General features: G+C 45.7%; 21 protein-coding genes. 14 read left to right on the plus strand and 7 right to left on the minus strand.

All coding sequences use genetic code 11. From position 1 onward, the window contains the following. Window positions 1-277: 277 nt before the first annotated feature. A complete protein-coding gene (gene hutI / locus ED312_RS21190) occupies window positions 278-1,522 on the minus strand; it encodes an imidazolonepropionase (RefSeq protein ID WP_123218022.1) in 1,245 nt (414 codons plus the stop codon). Between the two features lie 64 nt (window positions 1,523-1,586). Further along, window positions 1,587-2,984, minus strand: a complete 1,398-nt coding sequence (fumC, locus tag ED312_RS21195; RefSeq protein WP_123218023.1) for a class II fumarate hydratase — start codon at window positions 2,982-2,984, stop codon at window positions 1,587-1,589. A gap of 168 nt (window positions 2,985-3,152) precedes the next feature. Between fumC and ED312_RS23950 the strand changes: the two genes are divergently transcribed. Next, entirely contained in the window at window positions 3,153-3,329 is a 177-nt protein-coding gene (locus tag ED312_RS23950; RefSeq protein WP_170164587.1) for a hypothetical protein, read from the plus strand. A 142-nt stretch (window positions 3,330-3,471) separates the two neighbouring features. Here the strand turns inward: ED312_RS23950 and ED312_RS21200 are convergent, their stop codons facing one another. Then, window positions 3,472-5,949, minus strand: coding sequence for a M14 family metallopeptidase (locus tag ED312_RS21200; protein ID WP_123218049.1), 2,478 nt, complete (start codon window positions 5,947-5,949; stop codon window positions 3,472-3,474). A 351-nt stretch (window positions 5,950-6,300) separates the two neighbouring features. On the opposite strand from ED312_RS21200, the gene ED312_RS21205 reads away from it, so the two are divergent. Continuing rightward, window positions 6,301-7,518, plus strand: a complete 1,218-nt coding sequence (locus ED312_RS21205; protein ID WP_123218050.1) for a multidrug effflux MFS transporter — start codon at window positions 6,301-6,303, stop codon at window positions 7,516-7,518. Between the two features lie 339 nt (window positions 7,519-7,857). Here the strand turns inward: ED312_RS21205 and uvrA are convergent, their stop codons facing one another. Continuing rightward, window positions 7,858-10,659 carry an excinuclease ABC subunit UvrA gene (uvrA, locus tag ED312_RS21210; RefSeq protein WP_123218051.1) on the minus strand — a complete coding sequence of 934 codons (2,802 nt, stop codon included), beginning with the start codon at window positions 10,657-10,659 and terminating at the stop codon, window positions 7,858-7,860. 316 nt (window positions 10,660-10,975) lie between these two features. On the opposite strand from uvrA, the gene ED312_RS21215 reads away from it, so the two are divergent. Continuing rightward, window positions 10,976-11,560, plus strand: coding sequence for an RNA polymerase sigma factor (locus ED312_RS21215; RefSeq protein WP_123218024.1), 585 nt, complete (start codon window positions 10,976-10,978; stop codon window positions 11,558-11,560). Between the two features lie 61 nt (window positions 11,561-11,621). Further along, window positions 11,622-11,765: a hypothetical protein gene (locus tag ED312_RS23955; protein ID WP_170164588.1), complete on the plus strand. Its 144-nt coding sequence runs from the start codon at window positions 11,622-11,624 to the stop codon at window positions 11,763-11,765. 90 nt (window positions 11,766-11,855) lie between these two features. On the opposite strand, the gene ED312_RS21220 is transcribed toward ED312_RS23955, so the two are convergent. Then, window positions 11,856-12,527: an endonuclease III domain-containing protein gene (locus ED312_RS21220; RefSeq protein WP_123218025.1), complete on the minus strand. Its 672-nt coding sequence runs from the start codon at window positions 12,525-12,527 to the stop codon at window positions 11,856-11,858. Window positions 12,528-12,631: 104 nt separating this feature from the next. Here ED312_RS21220 and bcp point away from each other — a divergent pair, with 104 nt between their 5' ends. The 10 genes from bcp (at window position 12,632) to ED312_RS21275 (ending at window position 23,083) form a co-directional block, all read left to right on the plus strand. Further along, the gene (gene bcp, locus ED312_RS21225) at window positions 12,632-13,093 is read left to right on the plus strand and encodes a thioredoxin-dependent thiol peroxidase (protein WP_123218026.1); all 462 of its coding nucleotides are present in this window, start codon (window positions 12,632-12,634) and stop codon (window positions 13,091-13,093) included. 100 nt (window positions 13,094-13,193) lie between these two features. After that, window positions 13,194-15,071, plus strand: coding sequence for an ABC-F family ATP-binding cassette domain-containing protein (locus ED312_RS21230; RefSeq protein WP_123218027.1), 1,878 nt, complete (start codon window positions 13,194-13,196; stop codon window positions 15,069-15,071). Window positions 15,072-15,080: 9 nt separating this feature from the next. Further along, a complete protein-coding gene (locus ED312_RS21235; protein WP_123218028.1) occupies window positions 15,081-15,575 on the plus strand; it encodes a hypothetical protein in 495 nt (164 codons plus the stop codon). Between the two features lie 268 nt (window positions 15,576-15,843). Continuing rightward, the gene (locus ED312_RS21240; protein ID WP_123218029.1) at window positions 15,844-16,029 is read left to right on the plus strand and encodes a hypothetical protein; all 186 of its coding nucleotides are present in this window, start codon (window positions 15,844-15,846) and stop codon (window positions 16,027-16,029) included. A 70-nt stretch (window positions 16,030-16,099) separates the two neighbouring features. Continuing rightward, window positions 16,100-16,567: a protease complex subunit PrcB family protein gene (locus ED312_RS21245; protein ID WP_123218030.1), complete on the plus strand. Its 468-nt coding sequence runs from the start codon at window positions 16,100-16,102 to the stop codon at window positions 16,565-16,567. Between the two features lie 349 nt (window positions 16,568-16,916). Then, window positions 16,917-19,775, plus strand: a complete 2,859-nt coding sequence (locus tag ED312_RS21250; RefSeq protein ID WP_123218032.1) for a zinc-dependent metalloprotease — start codon at window positions 16,917-16,919, stop codon at window positions 19,773-19,775. Window positions 19,776-20,270: 495 nt separating this feature from the next. Next, complete coding sequence (locus tag ED312_RS21260) at window positions 20,271-21,614, plus strand: 2TM domain-containing protein (protein WP_123218052.1); 1,344 nt, start codon at window positions 20,271-20,273, stop codon at window positions 21,612-21,614. Window positions 21,615-21,654: 40 nt separating this feature from the next. After that, window positions 21,655-21,951 (plus strand): 2TM domain-containing protein, encoded by a 297-nt coding sequence (locus ED312_RS21265; RefSeq protein WP_170164589.1) that lies wholly within the window; start codon window positions 21,655-21,657, stop codon window positions 21,949-21,951. A 33-nt stretch (window positions 21,952-21,984) separates the two neighbouring features. Continuing rightward, complete coding sequence (locus ED312_RS21270; protein WP_123218035.1) at window positions 21,985-22,302, plus strand: 2TM domain-containing protein; 318 nt, start codon at window positions 21,985-21,987, stop codon at window positions 22,300-22,302. A 28-nt stretch (window positions 22,303-22,330) separates the two neighbouring features. Further along, on the plus strand, window positions 22,331-23,083 hold the full coding sequence (locus ED312_RS21275; protein WP_123218036.1) for a LytR/AlgR family response regulator transcription factor: 753 nt from the start codon (window positions 22,331-22,333) through the stop codon (window positions 23,081-23,083). On the opposite strand, the gene ED312_RS21280 is transcribed toward ED312_RS21275, so the two are convergent. After that, on the minus strand, window positions 23,075-24,100 hold the full coding sequence (locus tag ED312_RS21280; RefSeq protein WP_123218037.1) for a UDP-glucose--hexose-1-phosphate uridylyltransferase: 1,026 nt from the start codon (window positions 24,098-24,100) through the stop codon (window positions 23,075-23,077). The two genes, ED312_RS21275 and ED312_RS21280, sit on opposite strands and share 9 nt — an antisense overlap. A gap of 15 nt (window positions 24,101-24,115) precedes the next feature. Continuing rightward, window positions 24,116-24,949: a prolipoprotein diacylglyceryl transferase gene (lgt, locus tag ED312_RS21285; protein WP_123218038.1), complete on the minus strand. Its 834-nt coding sequence runs from the start codon at window positions 24,947-24,949 to the stop codon at window positions 24,116-24,118. Window positions 24,950-24,966: the final 17 nt, after the last annotated feature.

Below are 24,966 nucleotides of genomic sequence, written 5' to 3' on the forward strand. Positions count from 1 at the left end.
ACAATCTGTGGGGCAAAAAGGGCATTTTGCAGCCAATTAAGGAAAGTTTAAACGAGTTCATAATGTATCTCTAAGAAAAAATTTCCAACTGGAAAGAAGGGATAAATGCATTTCTGAAGGATAAGAACTACAAGGTAACCGGGGGGCTCGGAAATTATATTCAGTCCAATGCTTTCCGCTTTCTTCCGAGAGAGAATATTGTCCGTATAGTGAAGAACATGTTTGAGGACAGGATAAACAAAAACAGGGCTCCGGAAGCAGGAACCCTGTTTTCTGGTTAATTTGTATGGCAGACCTTTCCGTTGATCATCACATGTTCTATGTGATTGCTGCCAAAAGCATAGGGCAGATAAGCATACCCGGGAACTTTTTTTGTGATGATAAGATTTGCTTTTTTGTCTTTGGAAATGCTCCCGTGCGTAGCGGCCAATCCCATGGCATAAGCCCCGTTGATCGTAGCGGCATTAATCGCTTCTTCCGGGGTCATTTTCATCTTTATGCAGGCTGTGGCCACGACAAAATTCATATTGCCGCTTGGTGTCGAGCCCGGGTTGTAATCAGTGGCCAGGGCCAGGGGAAGACCTGCATCTATCATTTGACGCGCGGGAGTATACGGGATACTCAGGAAGTAAGAGCAGGAAGGTAATGCCACCGGCATGGTGTCTGATCCTTTCAAGGCCTCTATATCTTCGTCCCGCATGACTTCCAGATGGTCTACAGACAGGGCGTTATATTTAACTCCTGTCTGTACGCCACCGATAGCGTGAAACTGGTTGACATGTATTTTTGGAATTAACCCGAAGGCCTTTCCTGCTTCGAGGATGTTTTCGGTCTCTTCAGTGGTGAAATATCCCTTTTCGCAAAAAACATCCACATATTCTGCCAGGCCTTCCTGTGCCACAGCGGGAATCATGGTGTTGATAATAAGGTCTGTGTATCCTTTCCGGTCAGACTTGTATGCTTCCGGAATGGCATGGGCTCCCAGGAAAGTGGCTTTGACGGGGATACCATAATTTTCCTTCAGTTTTTTGACTACGCGAAGCATTTTGAGTTCGGCATCCGGCGTAAGCCCGTACCCGCTTTTGATCTCTACCGCTCCTGTGCCCAAGGCGATCACTTCTTCCAGACGCTTTGCCGATTGTTCGTACAGGTCTTCCTCCGGGGTGTCCTGCAGTTTTTTTGCCGAGTTGAGAATACCTCCGCCACGATTGGCAATTTCTTCGTAGGTGAGCCCGTTTATCCGGTCAACGAACTCCTGTTCGCGGTTCCCTGCATATACAATATGGGTGTGACTGTCGCACCAGGCAGGCAGAACGACCTTGCCCGTAGCGTCGATGACCTTGTCCGTTTCCATGTCCGGGAGGTCTTCCATTTTTCCGTAGTCCGCAATACGGTCTCCCTCGATCAGGAGAAAAGCGTTCTCCAGGACGGGAAGGGATTTCATATCGGAACCCGATACCTTTTCTACGGGATTGTCCCTTACCTGGAGGAGTTGTCTGATGTTTGTGATTAATACTTTCAAATAACCTTCTGTTTTTTATGAATGCAGAGACGCACGGCCATGCGTCTCTGCAAAGAGAGATTTATTACTTTAGTGAGCCGACCATATCTTCCGGTTTAACCCACTCGTCAAATTCCGAAGGAGTAAGGTATCCGAGGTTAACGGCTTCTTCCTTGAGGGTAGTCCCGTTTTTATGTGCTGTATTGGCAATTTCCGCAGCCTTATAGTACCCTATTTTGGTGTTGAGGGCAGTAACCAGCATCAGGGAATTATTTACCAGCTCCTTGATCCTGTTGTGGTTCGGCTCTATCCCGGAGGCGCAGTGTTCTTCGAAACTTACACAGGCATCACCTATGAGTTGCGCGGATTGCAGGAGGTTTGCCGCCATCACCGGTTTGAACACATTGAGTTCGTAGTGCCCCTGGGTACCACCGACGGACACGGCAACATCGTTGCCGATAACCTGGGCACAAACCATGGTCAGGGCTTCGCATTGCGTAGGGTTTACTTTTCCCGGCATAATGGAACTTCCCGGTTCGTTGGCGGGTATGAAGATCTCCCCGATACCGGAGCGCGGTCCGGAAGCCATCAAGCGTATATCGTTTGCAATTTTATTGAGGGAAACAGCCAGTTGTTTCAGTGCGCCGTGTGTTTCCACTAGGGCGTCATGTGAGGCCAGCGCCTCGAACTTGTTTTTAGCGGATTTAAAGGGCAGTTCGGTAAATTTGGCAATGTATTCCGCTACCTTTTCCGCATATCCGTCGGGAGTGTTGATCCCTGTTCCTACTGCAGTTCCCCCGAGTGCCAGTTCGGAAAGGTGATCGAGTGTATTGTTCAGGGCTTTCAGGCCATGGTCGAGCTGGGATACGTATCCGGAGAATTCCTGTCCTAGGGTCAGGGGAGTGGCGTCCATAAGGTGTGTACGCCCTATTTTTACCACATCCCGGAATTCTTCCGATTTTTTCTTCAGCGTATCCCGCAGCCTGGTCACGCCGGGAATGGTAACTTCGATGATCTTTTTATAAATGGCAATGTGCATTCCCGTAGGGAAGGTGTCGTTGGAAGACTGTGATTTGTTTACATCGTCATTGGGTTGAAGGGTTTTTTCGCCTTCGCCTATGGTTTTTCCGGCAAGCTGGTGAGCACGATTGGCAACTACTTCGTTGACATTCATATTGCTCTGGGTCCCGGAGCCCGTTTGCCAGATAACCAGGGGAAACTGGTCGTCGTGTTTTCCTTCCAGTATTTCATTACATACCCGGGCGATAAGGTCTCTTTTTTCCTCCGGGAGTACGCCTAATTCACAATTGGTATATGCCGCAGCTTTTTTCAGATAGGCAAATCCGTAGATGATCTCCAGCGGCATAGAAGCGGAAGGCCCTATTTTAAAATTGTTTCTAGAACGTTCGGTCTGGGCGCCCCACAGTTTATCTGCAGGAACATTAACCTCTCCCATCGTATCTTTTTCTATTCTGTATTCCATGATGTATATTAAGATTTTACACTAAACACAAAATTACTATTTTGCCCTGTAATACCCCTGTGATTTTTGGCTTTTTATACAGGAAGTCTTTGATTTAATCCCGAAAAGGTTTCCGGTTTTCGATTAAAAACGGTACTTTTGTACTGAATTCGAAAATTTCCGGAAATTATGTTTGAATTTGACCAGTATTTAGGCTTTTTGGCATTCGCAGGTATAGCCCTGTTGGGCTTCTGGTTGATGATCTTCCTTACCGCTTTTGCAATTCCTTACTGGATAAGCGGAGCGATCATGGAGATGATCAAAGAAAAACGCGAGGCTAAAAAAGCTAAGAAGATGCAGGCGTAAAAACGCATAAAAAGGGTTTCGGTATCGGGGCCCTTTTTTTATTTCCCGGGCCGGGTTCTTTTTATCGGGTAGGTGTCGGTGCTGGAGTTGATAGGTTGTTACTCCCGGTTACAACTGCATACCTGATCAACCTGTAATCTTTCTATTGTACCATAAAGAGAGCATTGACGAACAAGAGCTTGCCATTTTCCCAGAATCCCCGGAACAGGGGGTTATCGACCAGGTATATCATATTTCCCTTCCCGTAAGGATGCACACCGAATACAAGGGTATTCGCAATGTTTTTCTGTGCTTCACTACCGGCAAAGCCCGATAACGGGGCTCCGTTTTCTTTAAGATAAAATGCGTTTCCGCTTTCGAGCAGATCAAATGCACTGCTGTTTTGTTTCAGGGAAAAATAGGTATCGGGATAGCCGAATGCCAGCGGGTGGGTGGGGTCTGTCTTTACTTTATAAATGGCCCCGGTGATGTTGTTTTTCACATGGTTTCTTTCCCAGGAATGGTAGGGGACGGGTATAAAAACCGAATCGTCCTCTTTCGCTTCTTTTTCCTTAAGCCCGAAATCTTTTTCTTCCTTGATAGCATGAAGTGCGTGTCCTATGGCTATCAGTTTTCCGCCGTTTTTCACCCATTCTTTCAAGCGTTTTATTTTAGCTTCGTCTATATACTCCGCATAATTCCCTTCGGGTAGTATCAGAACATTATAGGTTGAAAGGTTTGTCCGGTCAAAATAATCCGTGTCCACTAAGGTTAAGGGATAGCCCAGTTGTTGTTCGAAGAAATGCCATATTTCGCCGACATTCAGGGTGGAAGCGGGCGGTCCTGACAAAAGTGCGGCCTTTACTTCGGGAACAGGGCGTACATGGGACGAACCGAAATCTTTTCCTTTGGTTACGAAACCGGTAGACGTAGCGGTGAGTTCCCGGTCGTATTTGTTGGCCACGGAGGTTAGTTTCCGGAAGAAGTCCTTGTCCCTGGCATTGTCAGTCCTGGCGATAATCAAGCTTCCTCTTTTAAAATCTTTTCCGGCAACCGTAAAAGGCTCTTCGCTATACCTTATCCGGATGCCTGTTTTGAGCAGTGCCGTGAGAAACCGGGCATCTTCCATACTATTCCAGTTACTGACATACGCATATGCCACCGGATCGGGAGAAAAGGAAGGAGTTTCTGTTCCGGCAGTTTTATTACCATGAGAAACCGTGCTGCTTTCGGTAGCGATGGCATCAAGTCCATAGGCATAAGGAAGGGCCCAGGCGGTAATGTCATAGGTGAGGGAATCGTTCAGTTTGGTTCTCGGCTCGAACAAAACTTTTACCAGGGTACTCTTGGGCTGGTCGGAGGGAACAACAAGGTCGCCCTCTTTGGTTTTCAGGCTTCCCTGCTTTCCGGTAGCATAATCAAAACCTTTTACCGTGGTCTGTGCCGTATAGTGATACCAGATGTTATGCCGGTCCAGCAAACGGGTAAGGCTATGTATATGGTCGCGGTTGCCGTTAAGGACATAATTGCGGTATTTGTAATTGCGTCGGGCATAGAATTTTTCGAATTCCTCATTGAGCTTTCCGGCGTTTTCGGAAGATATTTCTACCGTAGATATTCCGGTAGTGTAATGATGCGCCAAGCGGTCCCTGAGGGTAAGGGTATCTTTGTTGGAAGTAATGATACCCAGACCGGCCCTGCCACTGCCTCCCTGTTCATAAGTCATGCCTATGCTGCCGTTATACATGGGATAGGTATCCCCGTAACTGGGATAGAGCAGGTCGAACACCTCCTTGGTGAAATAGAGCCATCCTTCGGTATCAAAATACGTAGCGTGGTTTTTCCCGATCATTACCTGGAAGTCCTTTTGCCAGTCCGTAATAACCTCGTGGAGGGGCTCTGCACCGGGGGCAAAATAATAGGGGGCATCTACGCCCTGTTCATGAAAATCGGCATGTACATGCGGCAGCCATTGGTTGAAGACGGCTACGCGTTGCCTACTCTCTTTCTGAGTAAGCCATGCCCAGTCCCTGTTGAGGTCGAACATATAATGGTTGGGACGCCCGTTGAGCCAGGGCTCGTGGTGTTCCCTGCTGTCCGGGTTTACATTGTGGGGATAATTTACATTCTGATAATACCAGTTCACATAACGGTCTCTTCCGTCCGGGTTTACACAAGGGTCCAGGATAACTACGGTGTTGTCCAGTAATTCCCGTTTTTTGGTAATCAGGTCGTAAGCGGTCTGCATGGAGGCCTCGGTACTTACGCTTTCGTTGCCGTGCACGTTGTAACTGAGCCATACGATGGCTGTATCGTTGTCCGTTTTCCCTTCGAGTGATTTAAGGTGTCCGGTGCGGATGGATTCCAGGTTATTTATATTGGCAGAAGAGGAAATAAAGCAAAGTATAAGTTCGCGGCGTTCGTTGGTTTCGCCATAGGTCTGTAGCTTTATCATGTCAGGCGCGGCTTTCGCCAGGTGCCTGTAATATTCCACGACGCGATAGTGACGGGTAAAGCGGGTGCCGGGTTCGTAACCCAGGAATTCCGCGGGGGATTTCAGTTCCTGTGCAATACCGAGGGCTGAAAAAAGGACAAAAAGGCAGATAGGTGTAAAGCGGGAGAAAAGCTGGTGAGTATTCATGTTTGTCTGATTGTTATTTTCTTGCCCCAAAGTGGCATGTATCCGAACGAAAATAGTTTTTTTTCAGCAAATTTCTCGGTATTGCATGCAAAAAAGTATCTTTTTACGGATTAGGCAGAAATCCGTATGAAAAATACTTCTTTTATATTTTTCACGGAGGAAATCTGATTTGTCAGATAAGGACTGTCCGTCTGTCGGTTTTTATTTTTTTGTCATAATAGATCGTCTCTTTTTCATGGAAATGTAAATATGATGTTAAAGCACTATGTAATGGGAACGGGAGCACTTATTATGCATATTTTTGCACATTCCCGTTACAAAATTCCGGCTCATCCATATTTTATTTCTGAAATGACAAAGAAACAACAGCAGGTTCTGATTGTTATATTGGGCTTTATTGCCGCTCTAGGACCTTTTTCGATAGACATGTACCTTCCCGGTTTCCCGGCTATTGCGGAGGACCTGAAGACCGATGATGCGCATGTATCCCTGACGCTGACTACTTATTTTATAGGTATATCTGTAGGACAGCTTGTTTACGGGCCTTTGCTGGACCGCTTCGGGCGTAAGAAACCTCTGCTGACCGGACTTGCCATCTATGCGCTTGCGGCTATAGGATGCGCATTGTCCCCGAATATCTGGTGGCTTATAGGAATGCGGCTTATTCTTGCACTTGGGGGATGTGCCGGTATGGTGGCTTACAGTGCCATTATCCGCGACCGTTTTCCGGTGGACGAAGTAGCCCGGGCTTTTTCTTCCATATTGCTGGTCATGGGAGTGGCACCCGTACTGGCGCCGACTTTGGGAGGTATTTTTACGAGTGCCTTCGGATGGCGTTCCATTTTTGTTTTCCTCTTTGTTATTGCTCTCATACTCATGGTAGTCATCCGTTTCTTCCTGGAAGAAAGTAAAGGGCAGGACAGGGAAGTATCGTTAAGACCTGAAAAGATAACAGGTAATTATATTTCCGTATTGAGCAATAAGGATTTTTTGTTATACGGACTTTCCGGTAGTATTGCCATGGCTATTATGTTTGCCTATGTTTCAGGCATACCGTTTGTACTGATGAAACTCTACGGCGTTTCCGAATCTACCTTCGGATGGATGTTCGGGATGAATGCTTTCGGTTTTATTGCGGGAAGCCAGCTCAACAGGTACCTTCTGAACCGTTTTGACGTGGTGGAACTGACCCGGAAGACTTCTCTCATACAGCTTGTCCTTACAGTTATTTTTCTCATAGGGGTGTGGAGGTTTGAGCTTCCGTTACCGGTGTTTGCGGGACTTTTGTTCTGTATATTATTCCTCCTGGGGTTTATAAATCCCAATTCCACAGCTTTGTCCCTCAGGCCATTTTCTAATAATATCGGATCGGCATCGGCGATGAACGGCAGCTTTAAAATGGGAGCGGGAGCAGCTATTTCCGCATTGATGGGTATAATGCATGATGGTACCAACTTCCCCATGGTCCTGTTGATATTCTTGATGTCTTTTATTTCCTTCATGTTGTTGCTGGCCACCGGGAAAAGCCCGCGAAAGGCCCTCCGGTTCCGTAAAAAGGCATATGAATAACAAGGAGATAAAAATTTCGAATGCTGTAGATTAGTGGTTATTGATGCCGGATCAGACAGCGATATTCCCCGGTTATAGAAGTAATTTCCGGTTTATCTGCGTGCAGGAGTTAAAAATAAAACCCTGTACCATTTGATACAGGGCTTTACAACTAACCAACCAAAATATGAAAAAAACTAACTAACCGTTTAAGGTACCCAGTTAATTTCAAATAGTGTGCCAAATCTTGTAAAACGGGATGTCGAAAGGGTTAAATTCCTGTTAATGATATTCGTTAACGGAGATGCACAACTGTACATCTCCGCGCAGATATGTCCGGAAATATGGGTTTTTATGGTGTCAGGACAGGCTGTCAACCCCGAACAGTTTTTCCTTCAGGTATTGTGCTGTAAATGATGCTTTGTTTTTGGCGATCTCTTCCGGTATTCCTTCGGCAATGACAGTGCCCCCTTTTTCTCCGCCCCCCGGACCGAGATCGATAATATAGTCCGCACACTTGATCAGTTCCAGGTTGTGTTCTACCACAACTACGGAGTGTCCTTTTTCTATAAGCGCATTAAAAGAAGCCAGTAGTTTCTTGATATCGTGAAAATGCAATCCTGTTGTGGGCTCGTCAAATATAAACAGGGCTTTTTCATCGGTGTTGCCTTTGGAGAGGAACGAAGCCAGTTTTATCCTTTGCGCCTCTCCCCCGGAAAGTGTGGAAGAGGACTGTCCCAGGGTTACATACCCCAGTCCCACATCCTGCAAGGGCTGTAGTTTATTGATAATTTTTTTCTGTTGGTGTTCCCCGAAGAAACTTATGGCATCATCTATGGTGAGGTTGAGCACATCGTTTATATTCTTTCCTTCGAAGGTTACCTCGAGTATTTCTTTTTTAAAGCGTTTCCCTTTGCAGGTTTCACAGGGTAATACCACATCGGCCATAAACTGCATTTCTATGGTGACTTCGCCTTCTCCTTTACAGGTTTCGCAACGGCCGCCATCCACATTAAAGGAAAAGTGTTTTGGCTGATAGCCCCTTATTTTAGCCAGTTTCTGTGAAGTGAATAACGCCCGGATGTCGTCATATGCCTTGATATAGGTAACCGGGTTGGACCTGGAAGACCTCCCTATGGGGTTCTGATTGACAAACTCTACGGATCTCAGGGAACTGTAATTTCCCTCGACAGCAGTATATTTCCCTGCTTTTTCCCCGTATCCGCCCGTTTCTTTGAGAATGACAGGATAAAGGATCTTCTTTACCAGTGAACTTTTCCCGCTTCCGGATACGCCGGTAACTACAGTGAGCATGTTCAGCGGAAAAGTAACGTCTATATTTTTAAGATTGTTCTCCCTGGCCCCTTTTATATGGACGTAGTTTTTGGAGGTGCGTCTTTTTCGGGGGACTTCTATCCGTTTTCTTTCGCTCAGGTAATCTCCTGTAAGCGTATCGGCTTTGAGTATTTCATCATATGTTCCCGTGGCCACCACTTCCCCTCCGAGCGTACCGGCCTCGGGACCTATATCTATAATGGTGTCGGCCGCTTTCATAATGTCCTCGTCATGTTCCACTACAATAACCGTGTTCCCCAGGTCGCGAAGCGATTGCAGTACGGATATGAGCTTTTCGGTGTCTTTCGGGTGCAGCCCTATACTGGGCTCATCCAGGATGTACATGGATCCCACCAGGCTGCTTCCGAGGGAAGTGGCCAGGTTGATACGTTGCGATTCCCCTCCGGAAAGTGAATTGGACTTACGGTTGAGGGTAAGGTATTCCAGTCCCACGTTCGAAAGAAACAGCAAACGGTTGTTTATTTCTTTAAGTAACCTTCCGGCTACTTTGTGTTCGTATTCCGAAAGCGTTACGTTTTTGAAGAAATCCGCAAGGCGATGTAATGGCATTTCTACCAGTTCGGATATGGTCTTGCCGTCTACTTTTACATAATCGGCCTCTTTTCGCAGCCTTCTTCCTTTACATACCGGACATTTTGTCTTGCCGCGATACCTGGAAAGCATCACCCGGTTTTGTATTTTATAATTCTTTTCCTCCAGTTCCGCAAAAAAATCATTAAGCCCGGTAAAATAGGAATTTCCGTCCCAGACCAGCTGTTTCTGCTCTTCGGTGAGCTCAAACCACGGTTTGTGGATGGGGAAACCGAACTTATAGGCATTGTTGACCAGTTGATCCCTGTACCAGCCCATGCTTTCGCCTCTCCAGGGGAAGATGGCGTTCTCGTATACGGATAAGCCCGAATTGGGGATTACCAGGTCTTCGTCTATACCTATTATATCTCCGTACCCCTCACATTTCGGGCAGGCCCCGAAAGGATTGTTAAAACTGAAAAGGTGTATGTTAGGCTCGAGAAACTGTATGCCGTCCCTTTCGAATTTATTACTGAAATTCGTCTGCTCTCCGGTGGCCATTTCTTCAATGATACATTCGCCCTTTCCTTCGAAAAAGGAGGTTTCCACCGCATCGGAGAGGCGGTTTGTAAAATCTTCATCGTCCGGCCTGGTAATGATCCTGTCTACCACCAGGTAAAAGTCCGGTTCTATTTCTTCTTCGATTTCGTCTATACGGACGATCTCGCCCCGGTATTTTATACGTGCATATCCCTGTTGTGCCAGTATTTTAATGTTCTCCAATGCACTGCGATGGTCCGGTATATGTACCGGAGACAAGAGCAACAGCCGGGTGCCGGGTTCATAACTGTTTACAAAATCGACCACATCGGTCACCGTGTTCTTTTTTACCTCTTCGCCGGAAACGGGGGAGAATGTCCTGCCTATACGCGCGTAAAGAAGTTTCAGGTAGTCATATATTTCCGTAGTAGTTCCCACGGTAGAACGCGGATTGGTGGAGTTGACCTTTTGTTCGATGGCAATGGCCGGGGCTATTCCGCGAATATAATCTACTTTGGGTTTATCCAGTCTGCCGAGAAACTGCCGGGCATAGGAAGAAAGGCTTTCCACATACCTTCGCTGCCCCTCTGCATAAAGGGTGTCAAAAGCGAGGCTGGACTTGCCGGAGCCGGAAAGTCCGGTGAGGACAACCAGCTTATTCCGGGGAATAGCGGCATCCAGGTTTTTCAGGTTGTGGAGTCGTGCCCCTTTTATGATTATATTCTGTTTCGGGTTTAATAGCGATATATCCGTCATAGCCAAAAAAGGAAAAATACAAAGATAAAGGATAATAAGGCAACTGAAAAACATGTTTTACTTTTTGGGTTAAATAGCGGTGAATGACCGGTTTTATGGTATCTCAGATGTTTTAGGACGTTGTTTTGCTTTGGGTTTTTATGGAAAATTCGATTTAATATTTGCATTTATTTAAGGAATGTTATTATATTTGGCCAGTTTAACGTTAAAAAAAACATCGCATAGACCATAAAATTACTTTTTGAGAACAGAAAAATAGGATATGGCATTTTCCCTGGCGGGAAGTGCATCACTTTCGATTAAAAAGTAATAAATTATGGAGCAACTTCTTCAGGATTCTGCTTTGGTAGAACAATATTTAAGCGGTGATGAAAATGCGTTGGAAACGCTCATTAACCGTCATTCCCAAAGAGTTTACAGTTTTATTTTTTCAAAAGTATTCGATAAGGATATAGCGGAAGATATTTTCCAGGATACTTTCATAAAAGTGATACGGACCCTGAAAAGAGGAGCGTACAATGAAGAAGGAAAATTTCTGCCATGGGTAATGCGTATAGCGCATAACCTGATCATAGACCATTTCAGGAAGAGCATGCGTATGCCCAAATTCGAAGGGAATGATGATTTTAATATCTTTTCGGTGATAAGTGATAATGCGCTTAATGTGGAAAGGCAGATCATCAAAGACCAGGTGGAAGACGATGTACGGAAACTTATCAAAGAACTTCCCCAGGACCAGCAGGAAGTGTTGATCATGCGTATGTACAAGGACATGAGCTTCAAAGAGATCTCGGAGATCACGGGGGTAAGTATAAACACTGCTTTGGGAAGAATGCGCTATGCCATTATTAACCTCCGGAAAATTGTGGAAAAAAATAACATAGTTTTAACAAATCAGTAATGCAATATTAAAGGTTTTGCCACGTTTTTAAAAAACAACCCTGAAAAATTTTATAAACAGCATGGCAAATCTTTACACTAAGAAATCAGCAGATTATAAGAAAATCGGACCCAAGCGGGAAACTATTAATTTCCTGCTCAATTATTCCAAAGCGCTTCGCGTAGTGGATTATGAGGAAATACAGTTCGAAACCCTGCTGAACTGAACACGTAAGTAATCAGAGAAACCGTTTTTTAAAGAAATTCTTTTCCGGAGGTCTGCCCTTTACCCCCATAGGTGATGTTTTCCGGTTGAGTTAAAGTTTGGAAGACGGTTTCTTTTTTTTATAGTATTCGTCTATTACCGATTTTCTTCCCACAGTCCTGGTAATAATGTCTTTTTCCAGGTCCCACCCCCGGGCCGGGGAATATTCCCTGCCGTACCAGATGATCTGAAGGTGCAGTTTGTTCCATTTATCTTCAGGAAACAACCGTTTCGCATCCTTTTCCGTTTGAACTACGTTTTTTCCGTTACTCAGCCCCCAGCGGTACATGAGCCGGTGAATATGGGTATCTACCGGAAAAGCGGGAATACCGAAAGCCTGAGAAACCACGACACTGGCGGTTTTATGACCAACTGCCGGAAGAGCTTCCAGCGCTTTGATATCCGAAGGGACTTCACCGTTGTATTTGTCGATGAGGATATGCGACAGTTCGTAAATTCCCTTGGATTTCATGGGAGAAAGTCCTACAGGGCGGATAATATCCTGGATTTCTTCACGGGTAAGCCTTATCATGGCATAAGGGTTATCGGCCTTTTCAAATAGTAAAGGTGTGATCTGATTGACCCGTACATCCGTACTCTGTGCCGACAGCAATACGGCAATAAGAAGGGTATAGGGATCTTTATGGTCAAGGGGTATCGGGATTTCCGGGTATATCTTTTCCAGCGTTTCCATAACAAACGCCACTTTTTGGGTTTTGGTCATTTTTACATTACTTTTGGCCGACTAAAATATGTAAAAAAGTCCGAAGTCCGAAGTTGGAAGTCCGGAGTTATAATCTAATATCTCAAATCTAAAATCTATATAAAATGAAAACACTGAAACCAGGAGATAAAGTACCGGAATTTACAGTTACCGACCAGGATGGTAATCCTGTTTCCCCTTCGGATTACCTGGGGAAAAAATGGATTGTTTTCTTTTATCCGAAAGCAAATACCCCGGGATGTACTGCCGAAGCATGTAACCTTCGGGATAATTACCGGGAACTGAAAAAGAAAGGATATGAACTGCTCGGTGTGAGTGCGGATTCGGAGAAGAGACAGTTGAACTTTAAGGAAAAATATGAATTCCCTTTCCCTTTACTTGCCGATGTGGACAAGAAAGTGATCGAAGCTTTCGGCGTCTGGGGACCAAAGAAATTTATGGGCAGGACCTATGACGGGATACACCGTATGACTTTTATTATTGATGAAAAAGGAACAGTAGAGCGGGTCATTGATAAGGTAAAGACCAAAGACCACGCTGCCCAGATACTGGCTGAAGGCCTTTAGGGACCGGAGATCCCGGAGTTAAGGAATTATCGGGCATGGAGACATACATCGGGGATCCGATATCTCTGATCCGATATCTGAACCAGACCAAAGAAATATCATGAATTATCTGTCAGTAGAAAATATATCCAAATCTTTCGGGGAACGCGTGCTGTTTACCGATATATCTTTCGGGATAAACAAGGACCAGAAAATTGCGTTCATAGCCAGGAACGGCACAGGGAAGACTTCCCTGTTGAACATCATAACAGGCAGGGACATACCGGATACCGGGCAGGTAGTTTCCAGGAACGGCATATACATCGGATTTCTGCCACAGGAACCGGATCTGAAACCGGGGCTTACCGTGGAAGAAACGATCTTTGTTTCCGAAAATAAGATATTGAAGATCATCCGGGCTTATGAAGAGGCTTTACAAAACCCCGGGGAAGCGGAGGTATACCAACGTGCTTTTGAGCAAATGGAACTACACCAGGCCTGGGATTTCGAGACGAGGTACAAGCAGATACTTTCCAAACTGAAACTCGATGACCTTTCCCAGAAGGTTTCTTCACTTTCGGGCGGACAAAAAAAGAGGCTGGCCCTCGCTACGGTATTACTTAATACTCCGGATCTGTTAATACTGGATGAGCCTACCAACCACCTGGACCTTGAAATGATAGAATGGCTTGAATCCTATTTTGCACGGGAAAACATGACCTTGTTTATGGTAACCCATGACAGGTATTTCCTGGAAAGGGTATGTAACGAGATCGTGGAGCTGGAAGATGGTAAGCTCTATACGTACAAGGGCAACTATTCCTACTACCTCGAAAAAAAAGAAGCCAGGATAGAAGCGGAGAAGGCTTCCGTAGAAAAGGCGAAAAACCTTTATGTGAAGGAGCTGGACTGGATGCGCCGGCAACCGAAAGCCAGGACCTCCAAATCCAAATCGAGGATAGATGATTTTCATGTCATCAAGGAAAAAGCACATCAGCGTCGCAAGGACCACCAGGTGCAACTGGAAATCAATATGGAACGCCTGGGGAGCAAGATCGTGGAGCTGCACAATGTCTCCAAAGCCTATGGAGAGAAAAAAATACTCAGGAAGTTCCAGTACGTATTCCGGAGAGGGGAGCGCGTGGGGATTATCGGTAAAAACGGTACCGGAAAATCTACATTTCTGAACCTGCTTACCGGGGCTATAGCGCCCGATAGCGGTAAGGTCGTAATCGGTGAGACCGTAAAGTTCGGGTATTACACCCAATCCGGCATAGAGGTAAAACCGGGACAGAAGGTTATAGACGTTATCCGTGCCTTCGGAGATTATATCCCTTTAATGAAGGGCAAACAGATCTCCGCCGCCCAGCTTCTGGAGCGATTTCTGTTCGACCGGAAAAAGCAATACGATTTTGTAGAGAAACTGAGCGGGGGCGAATTAAAGCGTCTTTATCTCTGTACAGTACTTATCCGGAATCCCAACTTCCTTATTCTCGATGAGCCGACCAATGACCTGGATATAATTACCCTCAACGTTCTGGAAGAATTTTTACTCGATTTCCCCGGTTGTCTTGTCGTAGTGTCACACGACAGGTATTTTATGGATAAAATAACAGATCACCTGCTGGTATTCAAAGGTGATGCGGAAATAGAAGATTTTCCCGGTAATTATACCGATTACAGAACCTATGAAGACAGTGCGCCCCCGGCAGAAAAGGAGGGCAGGGCTACAGATACGGATAGCACTTCCGGAAAAGAGAAGAATACCTGGCGGAAAGATGTTAATAAAGGACTTTCCTATAACGAACAGAAGGAGTATAACCGGCTGGAGAAGGATATACGTAAACTGGAAGAAGAAAAGAAAGAAATAGAGGCCATGTTCTCCGATGAGAGTATGGACGGGGGACGTATTGACGAGCTTTCCGTAAGGCTTAAAGAGATCTTATCAGCAATAGAGGAAAAGACCGACCGGTGGCTGGAGCTCTCCTATAAAGACTAAAAAAGGCTTATGCTGAGGTACCTTAAATTTCTGCTAAAATCCACCAATCAGCACGGGGTGCACTCGCCTTTTGTATATGCCTATGTCACCCGGGGACTTTACGGTAAACAACCTTTCCGGGGCACCAGGGCAGAACAGTTGTTGTTTCGTACCATGGCGTATTTTAATACGGAAAGTGTCCGTGTTCTGCAGCCGGATGAATATTTGGTTGAGAAGCTACGGAAATATTTCCCGGGCACATCCGTAAACGATACCCGGGGAAAGATCACCTATTACAACAAAGAACTTCGGCCGGATGCTATAAAGTATTTCCGGAAAGAAGGAAATTTCGGGATTAATGATATACTGATCATCAAGGATATCCACAGCAGTGCCCTATCCGAAAGCACCTGGGAGGAAATAAAGAAGTGCAGGCAGGTGACCGTCACGGTAGATCTTTTTTACGTAGGCGTAGTGTTCTTCAGGAAAGGACAGGCCAGGGAAAATTTCATAATCCGTCCTTAAAATCGTAACTTTATAAGAAATAACGGGCAGGCCTGAAAAACAATCCGAGGCCATACAGGAAAGATTATTTAGTTCATGACAAAATTATTCGAAGCGGGTTTCGCGGAAACTCGGTTTGCCCAGGTACCAGGGAAGGTCTGATTTTTTCGATTTGCCTCCTTTAGGGCAGAGGTGACAAATCCGGGGAGTTATCGACGGAAATTAAATTTTATCACGTTCTAAAAAAGATTATTAATATATTGTATATCATAATTTGTCTGATTATTTTATGAAAAGTATCGGCTGGGTAATAATAGTTGTCTTGCTGTTCCTTTTGGTCATGTGGAACAACCGAAGGAATGTGCGAAAGTGGAAGAATCGTAAAGGGAAGAGTTTTCGCGATAATTATTACGATAGAAAAAAAGAAAAACACACAGGTAAAGAAGAAGAAACGGATCATGAAAAACAGGAATAAAAATACCCTGCTGTTTTTTCGTTTGATCTGATTTGATCTGAACTGATTAATATATTAAGCCCTGAGGAACATGAAAAAATCTTTATTACTTATCGGTGTAATTCTATCGTTCTGTGCCTGTGTAGGGGCAAAACAGGACGGTAAGGCGCAGAGCAGTGATGCCGGAAAAAAATCGCTGGATTATAAAGTGCTCCTTGAAGATAGTTACGGGGGGACGGATACGGCGGAAAACAGAGTGATAACCAACCAGGAAGAACTGGAAAAAGTATACGGGATCATCAACCGTACAAGGAGGCCCGGAATAGAAGTGCCCCAAGTGGATTTTGCCGAAAATATGGTCGTTGCCGTGTTTATGGGACAACGGTCGTCCGGCGGAAACCGGGTAGAAATAGAAAAAATAGAAGAAACCACAGATGCCATACAGGTATATGTCCGGAAAGTACAGCCCGGAGAGGGCGATATGACGAGCATGGCCATCACCAATCCGTTCATCTTTGCAGAACTGCCGCGTTCGGACAAAGAAGTTGTTTTTAAATAGACAAACCTGCTGTAAATGACAGAGCCCGTAGGTTCTTCATAGCGGACCGGGTACCTGTTTACCGCGAATATGCGAACAATAAAAACAACCTTCCGGGAATAATCTTCTCCCGGAATTTTTCCTTTTTAAACCGAAAAAGGATCACGCATACCATTTCATCCGGAATGGATGTCCGGCGATTCTTTTTCGGTTTTTTGGTACCCGGATAAAGTATACGGTAGTCTCTATATTTCGGACAGGTATGAGGATTTGTCTAAGGTTATGAAATTTTATATGTTATAATTCGCATGTTTTTTCTTTAAAATTGTTAATTTTAACGTATTGCCTATAATCTTAAACTTAACTTATTATGAGAAAAAAACTACTATGTATGGTGTTTCTGTGTAGCCTGTGGTACGGCTACGGACAGGATTCTTTCTGGTCATTGACAGGAGGAACAGGAAAATCGCGGGTAATGCCTGCCAAAGAACCGCTCTCCTACGGGAAAATTTACAAACTCGATGTAAAGGGACTGCAACAGGCCCTGCGGGCGGCCCCGCAAAGGGGACGCATCGCGTCTTCCGGAATTATGGTCCGCTTTCCCAATGCGGAAGGTGAACTGGAAACTTTCCGGGTAACGGAGGCTTCGGTAATGCACCCGGACCTCGCCGTAAGGTATCCCGGGATACAGTCTTATGCCGGACAAGGTGTGGACGACCCGTCTATGGTGATCCGTTTCAGCATATCTCATCTCGGTTTGCAGAGTATGCGGCTTTCTTCGGGAGAAGGGACCGTATTTATAGAACCGTATACCTCGGATCGTACGTACTATACGGTATATGACAGGAAGGACAGGGACACTGCCCGGGAACCTTTCGAGTGTATGGTGAAAGACCAGGTGGTAAAGAAAGCTGCTCTCGTTCAGGCCCGGCCCAATGCGGACGATGGTATATTGCGTACCTTCAGGCTCGCAGTTTCTGTTCCGGGGGAGTACACGCAGTATTTCGGAGGAACCAAAGCCGATGCCCTGGCGGCTATCAATGCAACGATGACCAGGGTTAATGCCCTTTTTGAGAATGATTTTGGTGTTACCATGCAACTCATAGCCAATACGGACGATGTTATCTATACCAACGCTTCTTCCGATCCGTATACGGGAAGCTATAACAGTCAGCTGCAATCTACCCTCAGCAGTGTTATAGGTGAAGCTAATTACGATGTAGGGCACCTGTTACAGCGGGGAGGAAATAACGGTAATGCAGGATGTATAGGTTGTGTTTGTGTGGATAACCGGAAGGGGAGCGGCTTCAGTTCGCATTCTACCCCGGAGGGAGATAATTTCGATGTGGATTATGTTGCTCATGAAATAGGGCACCAGTTCGGCGGGAATCATACATTTACCATACGTAATGAAGGAGCGGACGCGCATTTCGAACCGGGAAGCGGATCTACGATCATGGGATATGCCGGAATTACGGGCAGTACGGATGTACAGCCGCACAGCGATCCCTATTTTCATGCATTTACTATAGAACAGATTACCAATTATGTGAAATCTACCAGCTGTCAGGCCGAAACCGCTACAGGCAACAATGTTCCCACGGCAGATGCCGGGGCAGATTATACCATACCCAAAGGGACTCCCTTTGTGCTTAGCGGGACAGGAACAGATGCCGACGCAGGAGATATACTTACCTATTGCTGGGAACAAATGGATGAGAATAACGCTGCTCATACTTTCCCGACAGCTACAGCGACTTCAGGGGTAGCTTTCCGCTCCGTAATGCCCTCCACTTCGGAAGAACGGTATTTCCCCGCCCTGAACACGGTCCTGACCGGGAATACTGCTTCGCAGTGGGAAGTGGTTCCCGGTGTGGGCAGAACAATGAATTTCAGACTGACTGTCAGGGACAACCGTGCCGGGGGAGCTGCAAATAACAGTGATGATATGTCGGTGGCCGTGGATGGTAATTCAGGCCCGTTTGCCGTTACATCCCCCAACAGTAATGTAAACTGGGAAATGGGGACCACACAAACCGTGACATGGGATGTTGCAGGGAGTAATAATGCACCGGTAAATTGCCAGAATGTGAACATACTGCTATCTGCCGATGGGGGGAATACGTTTACCGTTCTCGCTTCCGGTGTTCCCAATACCGGTTCGGCGGATATTACGGTGCCGGATAACCCCGGCAATCAGAACCGGATAAAAGTGGAAGCTGCCGGTAATATTTTCTATGATATATCCAATACGAATTTCACTATTTCAGATGAGCCCGGCGGCGGAGACGATAAGAATATCCGTCTTAGTATTACTTTTGACAATTATCCCGAAGAGACCAGCTGGGAAGTGTTGGACGGGGCAGGGCAGGTCGTGCTCTCCGGGGGCACATATGGCAGCCAGCCGGATGGTTCTACACTGGTGATTGAAGAATTCCTGCCGGAGGGATGTTATGCCTTTGTCATTAAAGATGTTTACGGAGATGGTATTTGCTGTTCCTATGGCAACGGTTCTTATGTGCTCACCGATATAACTACCGGCGATACCCTTGCTTCCGGCGGGACTTTCACCGGTGAAGAGTCTACGGATTTTTGTATGGGTACTACCACACCTCCTACCGGTTCGGCCGATGTGGAGCTGGCCCTGACGTTTGACAATTACCCCGGCGAGACCAGTTGGGAAATACTGGATAACAGTAACGGCATAGTGGCCCGGGGAGGCCCTTACAACGGGGAAACCGGGGGATCTGTGCTGTTGCTGAACGAAACTCTGACAGATGATTGCTATACCTTCGTCATACGAGATAGTTACGGCGATGGTATTTGTTGTTCCTACGGCAATGGTTCGTATACCCTCACCAATACAGAAACAGGGGAGGTGCTGGCTTCCGGTGGAGACTTTAATGCCTCGGAATCAACTGCTTTCTGCATAGGAGGTGCCGGGGCCGCTCAAAGGCCTTTACTTGCTTTCTCCGGGATGGGAAGAGGAGAAGCAGGGGATGTTGCCGGAATAAAACTATATCCTAACCCGGTACGGGAAAGCCTTCTGTACATTGAAAATCCCGGGGACATGGTGAACTATACTATTATAGATCTTTCGGGGAGACAGGTGGATAAAGGGGTGCTCAGGGAAAATGCCGTATCTACGGACAGGCTAAGGCCCGGCATCTATCTCATCCGGTTACTTTCGGATACGAAAAAGGTTACCCGGCGTTTTATTAAAGAATAACATACTTTTCCCCCGATATCCCGTTTCCCGTGTTTTATTGCAGGAAACGGGATATTTTTATATCCGGACCTTGTATGCGGGCGGTGCTACCGGCTGATGATAAACCACAGGGCGGGTGAAGGACCTTCACCCGCCCTGTGGTTTGATTTCATATACCTATATGAAGATGTTTCATGTAGCTTACGTAAAGGTATTCCGTGTAACCTGTATGGAGGAGATATCACATATAGCTTATTATACAGGCGGAAAGGATATACAGTCTGGTGCCTTCCGGATTATCCCTTCCGGTCATATAAAAGACAGTTCATCCGGTAATTTTTACAATTCGGACAGTTGGTTTTCCGGAAGACAGATGCAAAGTGGAAATTTGCTGGTGTGTAAATGGACATGCCAGGGAAAATTGTAACTTTAACAATCTGGGAATACCGGTTGCGGGGCGTTGTGATTTCCCGTTCCCCCGCAAAGGAATGCAGAATTAATGAGAAAAACGGATTCATGAAAGAATATCTTCGATTGATAATTATAGGGGCAGTGATAAGCGCCGTCCTTTTTCTGCTGGATCAGACCTACAGGTTTCTGTCCGGGTTTTCCACGGCCTTTAACAGTGATATCCTGTTGTCGTACGGCTATTATGCGTTGTATGGGGTACCGCTGACCTTTGCCAATGCCTATATCGTAAAATATATCAGTAATATTTATAAAAGAAAACAGAAAAGGTACAACCTGGTTACGGGAATACTCGCAACAGTCCTGATAACTCTTCCCTGTATTTTTGTGCTCCGGATTTTTCACCGGGTTTATCTGGACGGATTGTCCCTCAAGGCCTTTTGGATGTCAGAGAACGGAGGATTTTATTTTGGCGTGATGATCATTACCCTGCTCATATCGCTGTTTTTCCATGCTTTCTTTTTTTACAGGGCCTCCCAGGAAAAACGGGTAAAGGAACAAAAGATCATTGCAGGTACGGCATCCGCACAGTTCGACGCACTCAAAAATCAGCTCGATCCGCATTTTTTGTTCAATAGCCTCAATGTACTAACCAGTCTTATTGACGAAAAGCCGGAATCCGCCCAGAAATTTACGACTTCCCTGTCCAAGATATACCGCTATGTCCTGGAGCAGAAAAACAAGGAGCTGGTATCCGTGGATGAGGAGTTACAATTTGCGCGGATTTATGTGAGCCTTTTAAAGATGCGCTTTGAAGACAGCATAGAATTTGAAATGCCGGAGAAAGCGACTAACCCGGAAGCAAAAGTAGTGCCTTTGTCCCTGCAGTTGTTACTGGAAAATGCCGTAAAGCACAATACGGTGACGGCAAAGCACCCTTTGCACATAAAGATCTGTGAAGAAGGCAGAAACCTTGTTGTACGCAATAACATCCAACCCAAACAGGTCATAAAAAAAGGCAGTGGTGTGGGCCTGGCGAATATAAACCAGCGCTATAAACTGCTTACCGAAAGGAAAGTGGAAGTATACGAGAGCGCAACTTCCTTTGAAGTGAAAATACCAATGTTAACCAAACAAGTGGAAATGATACAAACAGAAAGCGAAGAAACCGACGGAAAATACCTGGCTGCCAAGAGACGGGTGGAAGAACTTAAGGAATTTTACTGGAATTTAATGTCTTACTGCATTGTTATCCCTTTCCTGATCTTTATTAATTACAGGACGTCATGGAACTTTCAGTGGTTCTGGTTTCCGACTTTTGGCTGGGGGATTGGTCTTACCTTTCACGCGGCCAGGGTATTCCTCGACCGGGGTTTCTTTGGCAGGCAATGGGAGGAAAGAAAGATACGGGAATATATGCGGGAAGAAGAAAAAAGTACCCGGTGGCAGTAAGTGAGTTTGTTCAATACTTTTAAAGAAACCAATGATGGATATGAATACGACAAAAGATGAGAGGTACCTTCGTGCCAAGAGAAGACTGGATAAGGAAAAGGAATTTTACAGACATTTATTTTGTTACGTAGTGATAAACCTGATCCTGATTTTGATTAATTACTGGACATTCTGGAAAGTCAAATGGTTCTTTTTTCCGGCTGTTGGCTGGGGAGTGGGGCTGGCCTTTCACGCTGCCAGCGTGTTCCTGGTCAATGGTTTCTTCGGCGCACAGTGGGAGGAAAGAAAGATACGGCAATATATGAGGGAGGAAGAAGAAAACACCAGGTGGGAATAGCTTTCATAATGTAATTCTAAAAAGAAATTAACGATGAAGATCTATACAAAAGAAGAGAAATATCTTCGCGCAAGGAAAAGGCTGGACAGGGAAAAAGGATTTTACCGGCATTTGCTTTGGTATTCGGTTATAAACCTGATTATTATCGGGTTTATAGGTGTGGAAGCATACAAAGGCGGAGGAGAGTTCTGGACTTTCGGTACCTTTTCCACGGCAATTTTCTGGGGCATAGGAGTAGTTGTGCACGGCATGTCCGTATTCATTCCCAATCTCTTTCTGAGCAAGGAATGGGAAAGAAGGCAAATACGGCGTTATATGGAAAAAGAGGAACAGAGACAACGCTGGGAATAAGGGGTACGCAAATATCATAATTCATAAGATGAAAGTTATTATCATAGAAGACGAAAAACCTGCGGCGAGACGATTACAGCGTATGGTGGAAAAACTCGGGATTCAGGTGGACCATATGCTGCATTCTGTGGAGGAAGCCATAGAGTGGTTTGAAAGGAACGAGCATCCCGACCTTATCTTCCTCGATATACAATTGTCGGATGGCCTGTCTTTTGAGATCTTCGAAGCCGTAGAGGTAAAAAGTGCAGTGATCTTTACGACCGCTTACGATGAATATGCCCTCAGGGCATTTAAACTGAACAGCATAGACTACCTCTTAAAGCCTATTGACGATGAGGAGCTGGAAGAGGCAATGAAAAAATACCGCGACCGTATTCCGGCAGGCCGTATACAGCTGGATTTCGAAGAAGTGCGGAAAATGCTCGTAAACCCACTGGACCGCCAGTACAAAAAACGTTTTACGGTGAAAGTCGGCCAGCGCCTGAAAATGGTCCCGGTAGAGGAGATAGAATGTATTTACAGTGAAAATAAGGGAACTTATATATATACTTCCGAAGGAAGGGATTACCTTCTGGACACTACGCTGGATTCGCTGGAAAATGAACTGCCTCCGGATACCTTTTACCGGGTAAGCCGCAAGTTTTATATCAATGTATCCGCTATCCGGGACATTATAGCATATACCAACGCCCGGCTCAAAGTGAAACTGCACCGGTATAACGGGCAGGAGATCATAGTAAGCCGGGAACGGGTAAAAGATTTTAAAGACTGGTTAGGCTAGTTCGCGTAACCGTTGCGCTGCACTTTCCGCAGTAATATCCCGTTGCGGCATGGCAAACATCTCATAACCTACCATAAATTTCTTTACGGTCGCCGACCGGAGCAACGGCGGGTAAAAACTCATGTGCCAATGCCAGTGGTCATAGTCTTTTCCGTCCGTGGGTGCCTGGTGTATACCGGCGGAATACGGAAAGGAGCAATCAAAAAGCTTGTCGTAAGTAGCCGTTATAAAACGAATGGCATCCGCATAAGCGGTTTTTTCCGATCCGGACAGCCGCCCGATATGAGATTGATGTTTTTTGGGCAGGATCATTGTTTCAAAAGGCCATACCGCCCAGAAAGGAATAAGTATAACAAAATGTTCGTTTTCGTAAACCAGTCGTTCTTTATTGCTTATTTCCTGTATTATATAATCTGAGAGCAGGCTCTTCTGATTACGTTGATAATATTCCTTCTGGCTCCTGTCTTTTTTGATCACTTCATTCGGAATGGAGCTCTGAGCCCAGATCTGTCCGTGCGGATGCGGATTGCTGCATCCCATAACAGCACCTTTGTTTTCAAATATTTGTACATAACGGATATCTTTCTGCTGGCCGAGATGCCTGTATTCTTCCTGCCAGAGGGTAACTACCTTTACAATGTCGCCGGTTTCCATATCGGCGAGGCTCTTGGAGTGATCAGGAGAAAAACAGATAACCCTGCACGTACCCTGTTCACTCTCCGCCCGGAGTAAGCCGTCGTTTATAACAAAGGGGTCGGATTCCTTCTGCAGGGCGGCAAAATCGTTGGTGAAAGCATAGGTGTCCGTGTATTCCGGGTTTACATCACCGCTTGCCCTTGTGTTCCCGGGGCACAGATAGCAACTTTCGTCATATGAAGGCCTGTCTGCTCCCGGTTGTTTTTCCTGTTGTCCCTGCCAGGGGCGTTTGGTCCGGTGGGGAGAGACCAGTATCCATTCCCCGGTTAATATATTAAATCTCTTGTGGGATTGATTTTGCAAAACTTCTTTCTGGATCATGGTGTATTGAATATTTTAATTTATTGTTTTTACGCTTTGCATGCGGTTGCGGAAAACAAAGAATATTCCCAGTAAAATAAAGGGGATACTCAATATTTGTCCCATATTGATGGTCATGTTATTTTCAAACCCTACCTGGTTTTCCTTAAAAAATTCGATAAGGAACCTTGCCGTAAACAGTAAAACAAGAAAAAGTCCGAACAGATAACCGCTTTTTTGCCGTACGTTTTCCGATCGGTAGAGCAGCATCAGTACTACGAATATGGATAAATATGCCAGGGCCTCGTAAAGCTGCGTGGGATGCCGGGCAATGAGGTCGTCTCTCATAAATACCACACCCCAGTTACCATTGGTAGGCTTGCCATAGATTTCTGAATTCATAAAATTACCGAAGCGGATAAATGCCCCTGTAAGCGGAATGGCTATGGCAATCCTGTCCAGCACCCATAAAAGCCGTATTTTATACTTCCTGCAATAGAGCGCAATGGCCAGAAGTACACCGATGGCCCCGCCATGGCTGGCAAGCCCCTGGTACCCTGTAAACCTGTACGAACCGTTAATTTCCTGTACGGGCAAAAAGATCTCTATCGGGTGATTCAGGTAATATCCGGGTTCGTAGAAGAGGCAGTGTCCCAGTCTGGCACCTGCTACAGTTCCTATAACTATATAGGTAAGTAGTTTGTCCAGTTGCGTTACCGGGATATTCTCCTTCTGATAAATTCTTTTTACGACCAGATATCCCAGGAAAAGGCCCGATACGAAGAGCAGTCCGTAGTACTTCAACGGAAAGGTGTCGGTTATCTGGACTATAACCGGGTCCATATTCCAGTATAAAACACCGTCTTTCATGATGTATACGGGTTTTT

The sequence above is a fragment of the Sinomicrobium pectinilyticum genome (assembly GCF_003725735.1).
In the GTDB taxonomy this organism is placed as follows: Bacteria; Bacteroidota; Bacteroidia; order Flavobacteriales; family Flavobacteriaceae; genus Sinomicrobium; species Sinomicrobium pectinilyticum.

Excerpts from the sequence above, each read along its gene's own strand:
- fumC (WP_123218023.1), bottom strand. The coding sequence starts at position 2,984 with ATGGAATACAGAATAGAAAAAGATACGATGGGAGAGGTTAATGTTCCT.
- ED312_RS23950 (WP_170164587.1), top strand. The coding sequence starts at position 3,153 with ATGTTTGAATTTGACCAGTATTTAGGCTTTTTGGCATTCGCAGGTATA.
- ED312_RS21200 (WP_123218049.1), bottom strand. The coding sequence starts at position 5,949 with ATGAATACTCACCAGCTTTTCTCCCGCTTTACACCTATCTGCCTTTTT.
- ED312_RS21205 (WP_123218050.1), top strand. The coding sequence starts at position 6,301 with ATGACAAAGAAACAACAGCAGGTTCTGATTGTTATATTGGGCTTTATT.
- uvrA (WP_123218051.1), bottom strand. The coding sequence starts at position 10,659 with ATGACGGATATATCGCTATTAAACCCGAAACAGAATATAATCATAAAA.
- ED312_RS21215 (WP_123218024.1), top strand. The coding sequence starts at position 10,976 with ATGGAGCAACTTCTTCAGGATTCTGCTTTGGTAGAACAATATTTAAGC.
- ED312_RS23955 (WP_170164588.1), top strand. The coding sequence starts at position 11,622 with ATGGCAAATCTTTACACTAAGAAATCAGCAGATTATAAGAAAATCGGA.
- ED312_RS21220 (WP_123218025.1), bottom strand. The coding sequence starts at position 12,527 with ATGACCAAAACCCAAAAAGTGGCGTTTGTTATGGAAACGCTGGAAAAG.
- bcp (WP_123218026.1), top strand. The coding sequence starts at position 12,632 with ATGAAAACACTGAAACCAGGAGATAAAGTACCGGAATTTACAGTTACC.
- ED312_RS21230 (WP_123218027.1), top strand. The coding sequence starts at position 13,194 with ATGAATTATCTGTCAGTAGAAAATATATCCAAATCTTTCGGGGAACGC.
- ED312_RS21235 (WP_123218028.1), top strand. The coding sequence starts at position 15,081 with ATGCTGAGGTACCTTAAATTTCTGCTAAAATCCACCAATCAGCACGGG.
- ED312_RS21240 (WP_123218029.1), top strand. The coding sequence starts at position 15,844 with ATGAAAAGTATCGGCTGGGTAATAATAGTTGTCTTGCTGTTCCTTTTG.
- ED312_RS21245 (WP_123218030.1), top strand. The coding sequence starts at position 16,100 with ATGAAAAAATCTTTATTACTTATCGGTGTAATTCTATCGTTCTGTGCC.
- ED312_RS21250 (WP_123218032.1), top strand. The coding sequence starts at position 16,917 with ATGAGAAAAAAACTACTATGTATGGTGTTTCTGTGTAGCCTGTGGTAC.
- ED312_RS21260 (WP_123218052.1), top strand. The coding sequence starts at position 20,271 with ATGAAAGAATATCTTCGATTGATAATTATAGGGGCAGTGATAAGCGCC.
- ED312_RS21265 (WP_170164589.1), top strand. The coding sequence starts at position 21,655 with ATGAATACGACAAAAGATGAGAGGTACCTTCGTGCCAAGAGAAGACTG.
- ED312_RS21270 (WP_123218035.1), top strand. The coding sequence starts at position 21,985 with ATGAAGATCTATACAAAAGAAGAGAAATATCTTCGCGCAAGGAAAAGG.
- ED312_RS21275 (WP_123218036.1), top strand. The coding sequence starts at position 22,331 with ATGAAAGTTATTATCATAGAAGACGAAAAACCTGCGGCGAGACGATTA.
- ED312_RS21280 (WP_123218037.1), bottom strand. The coding sequence starts at position 24,100 with ATGATCCAGAAAGAAGTTTTGCAAAATCAATCCCACAAGAGATTTAAT.
- lgt (WP_123218038.1), bottom strand. The coding sequence starts at position 24,949 with ATGAAAGACGGTGTTTTATACTGGAATATGGACCCGGTTATAGTCCAG.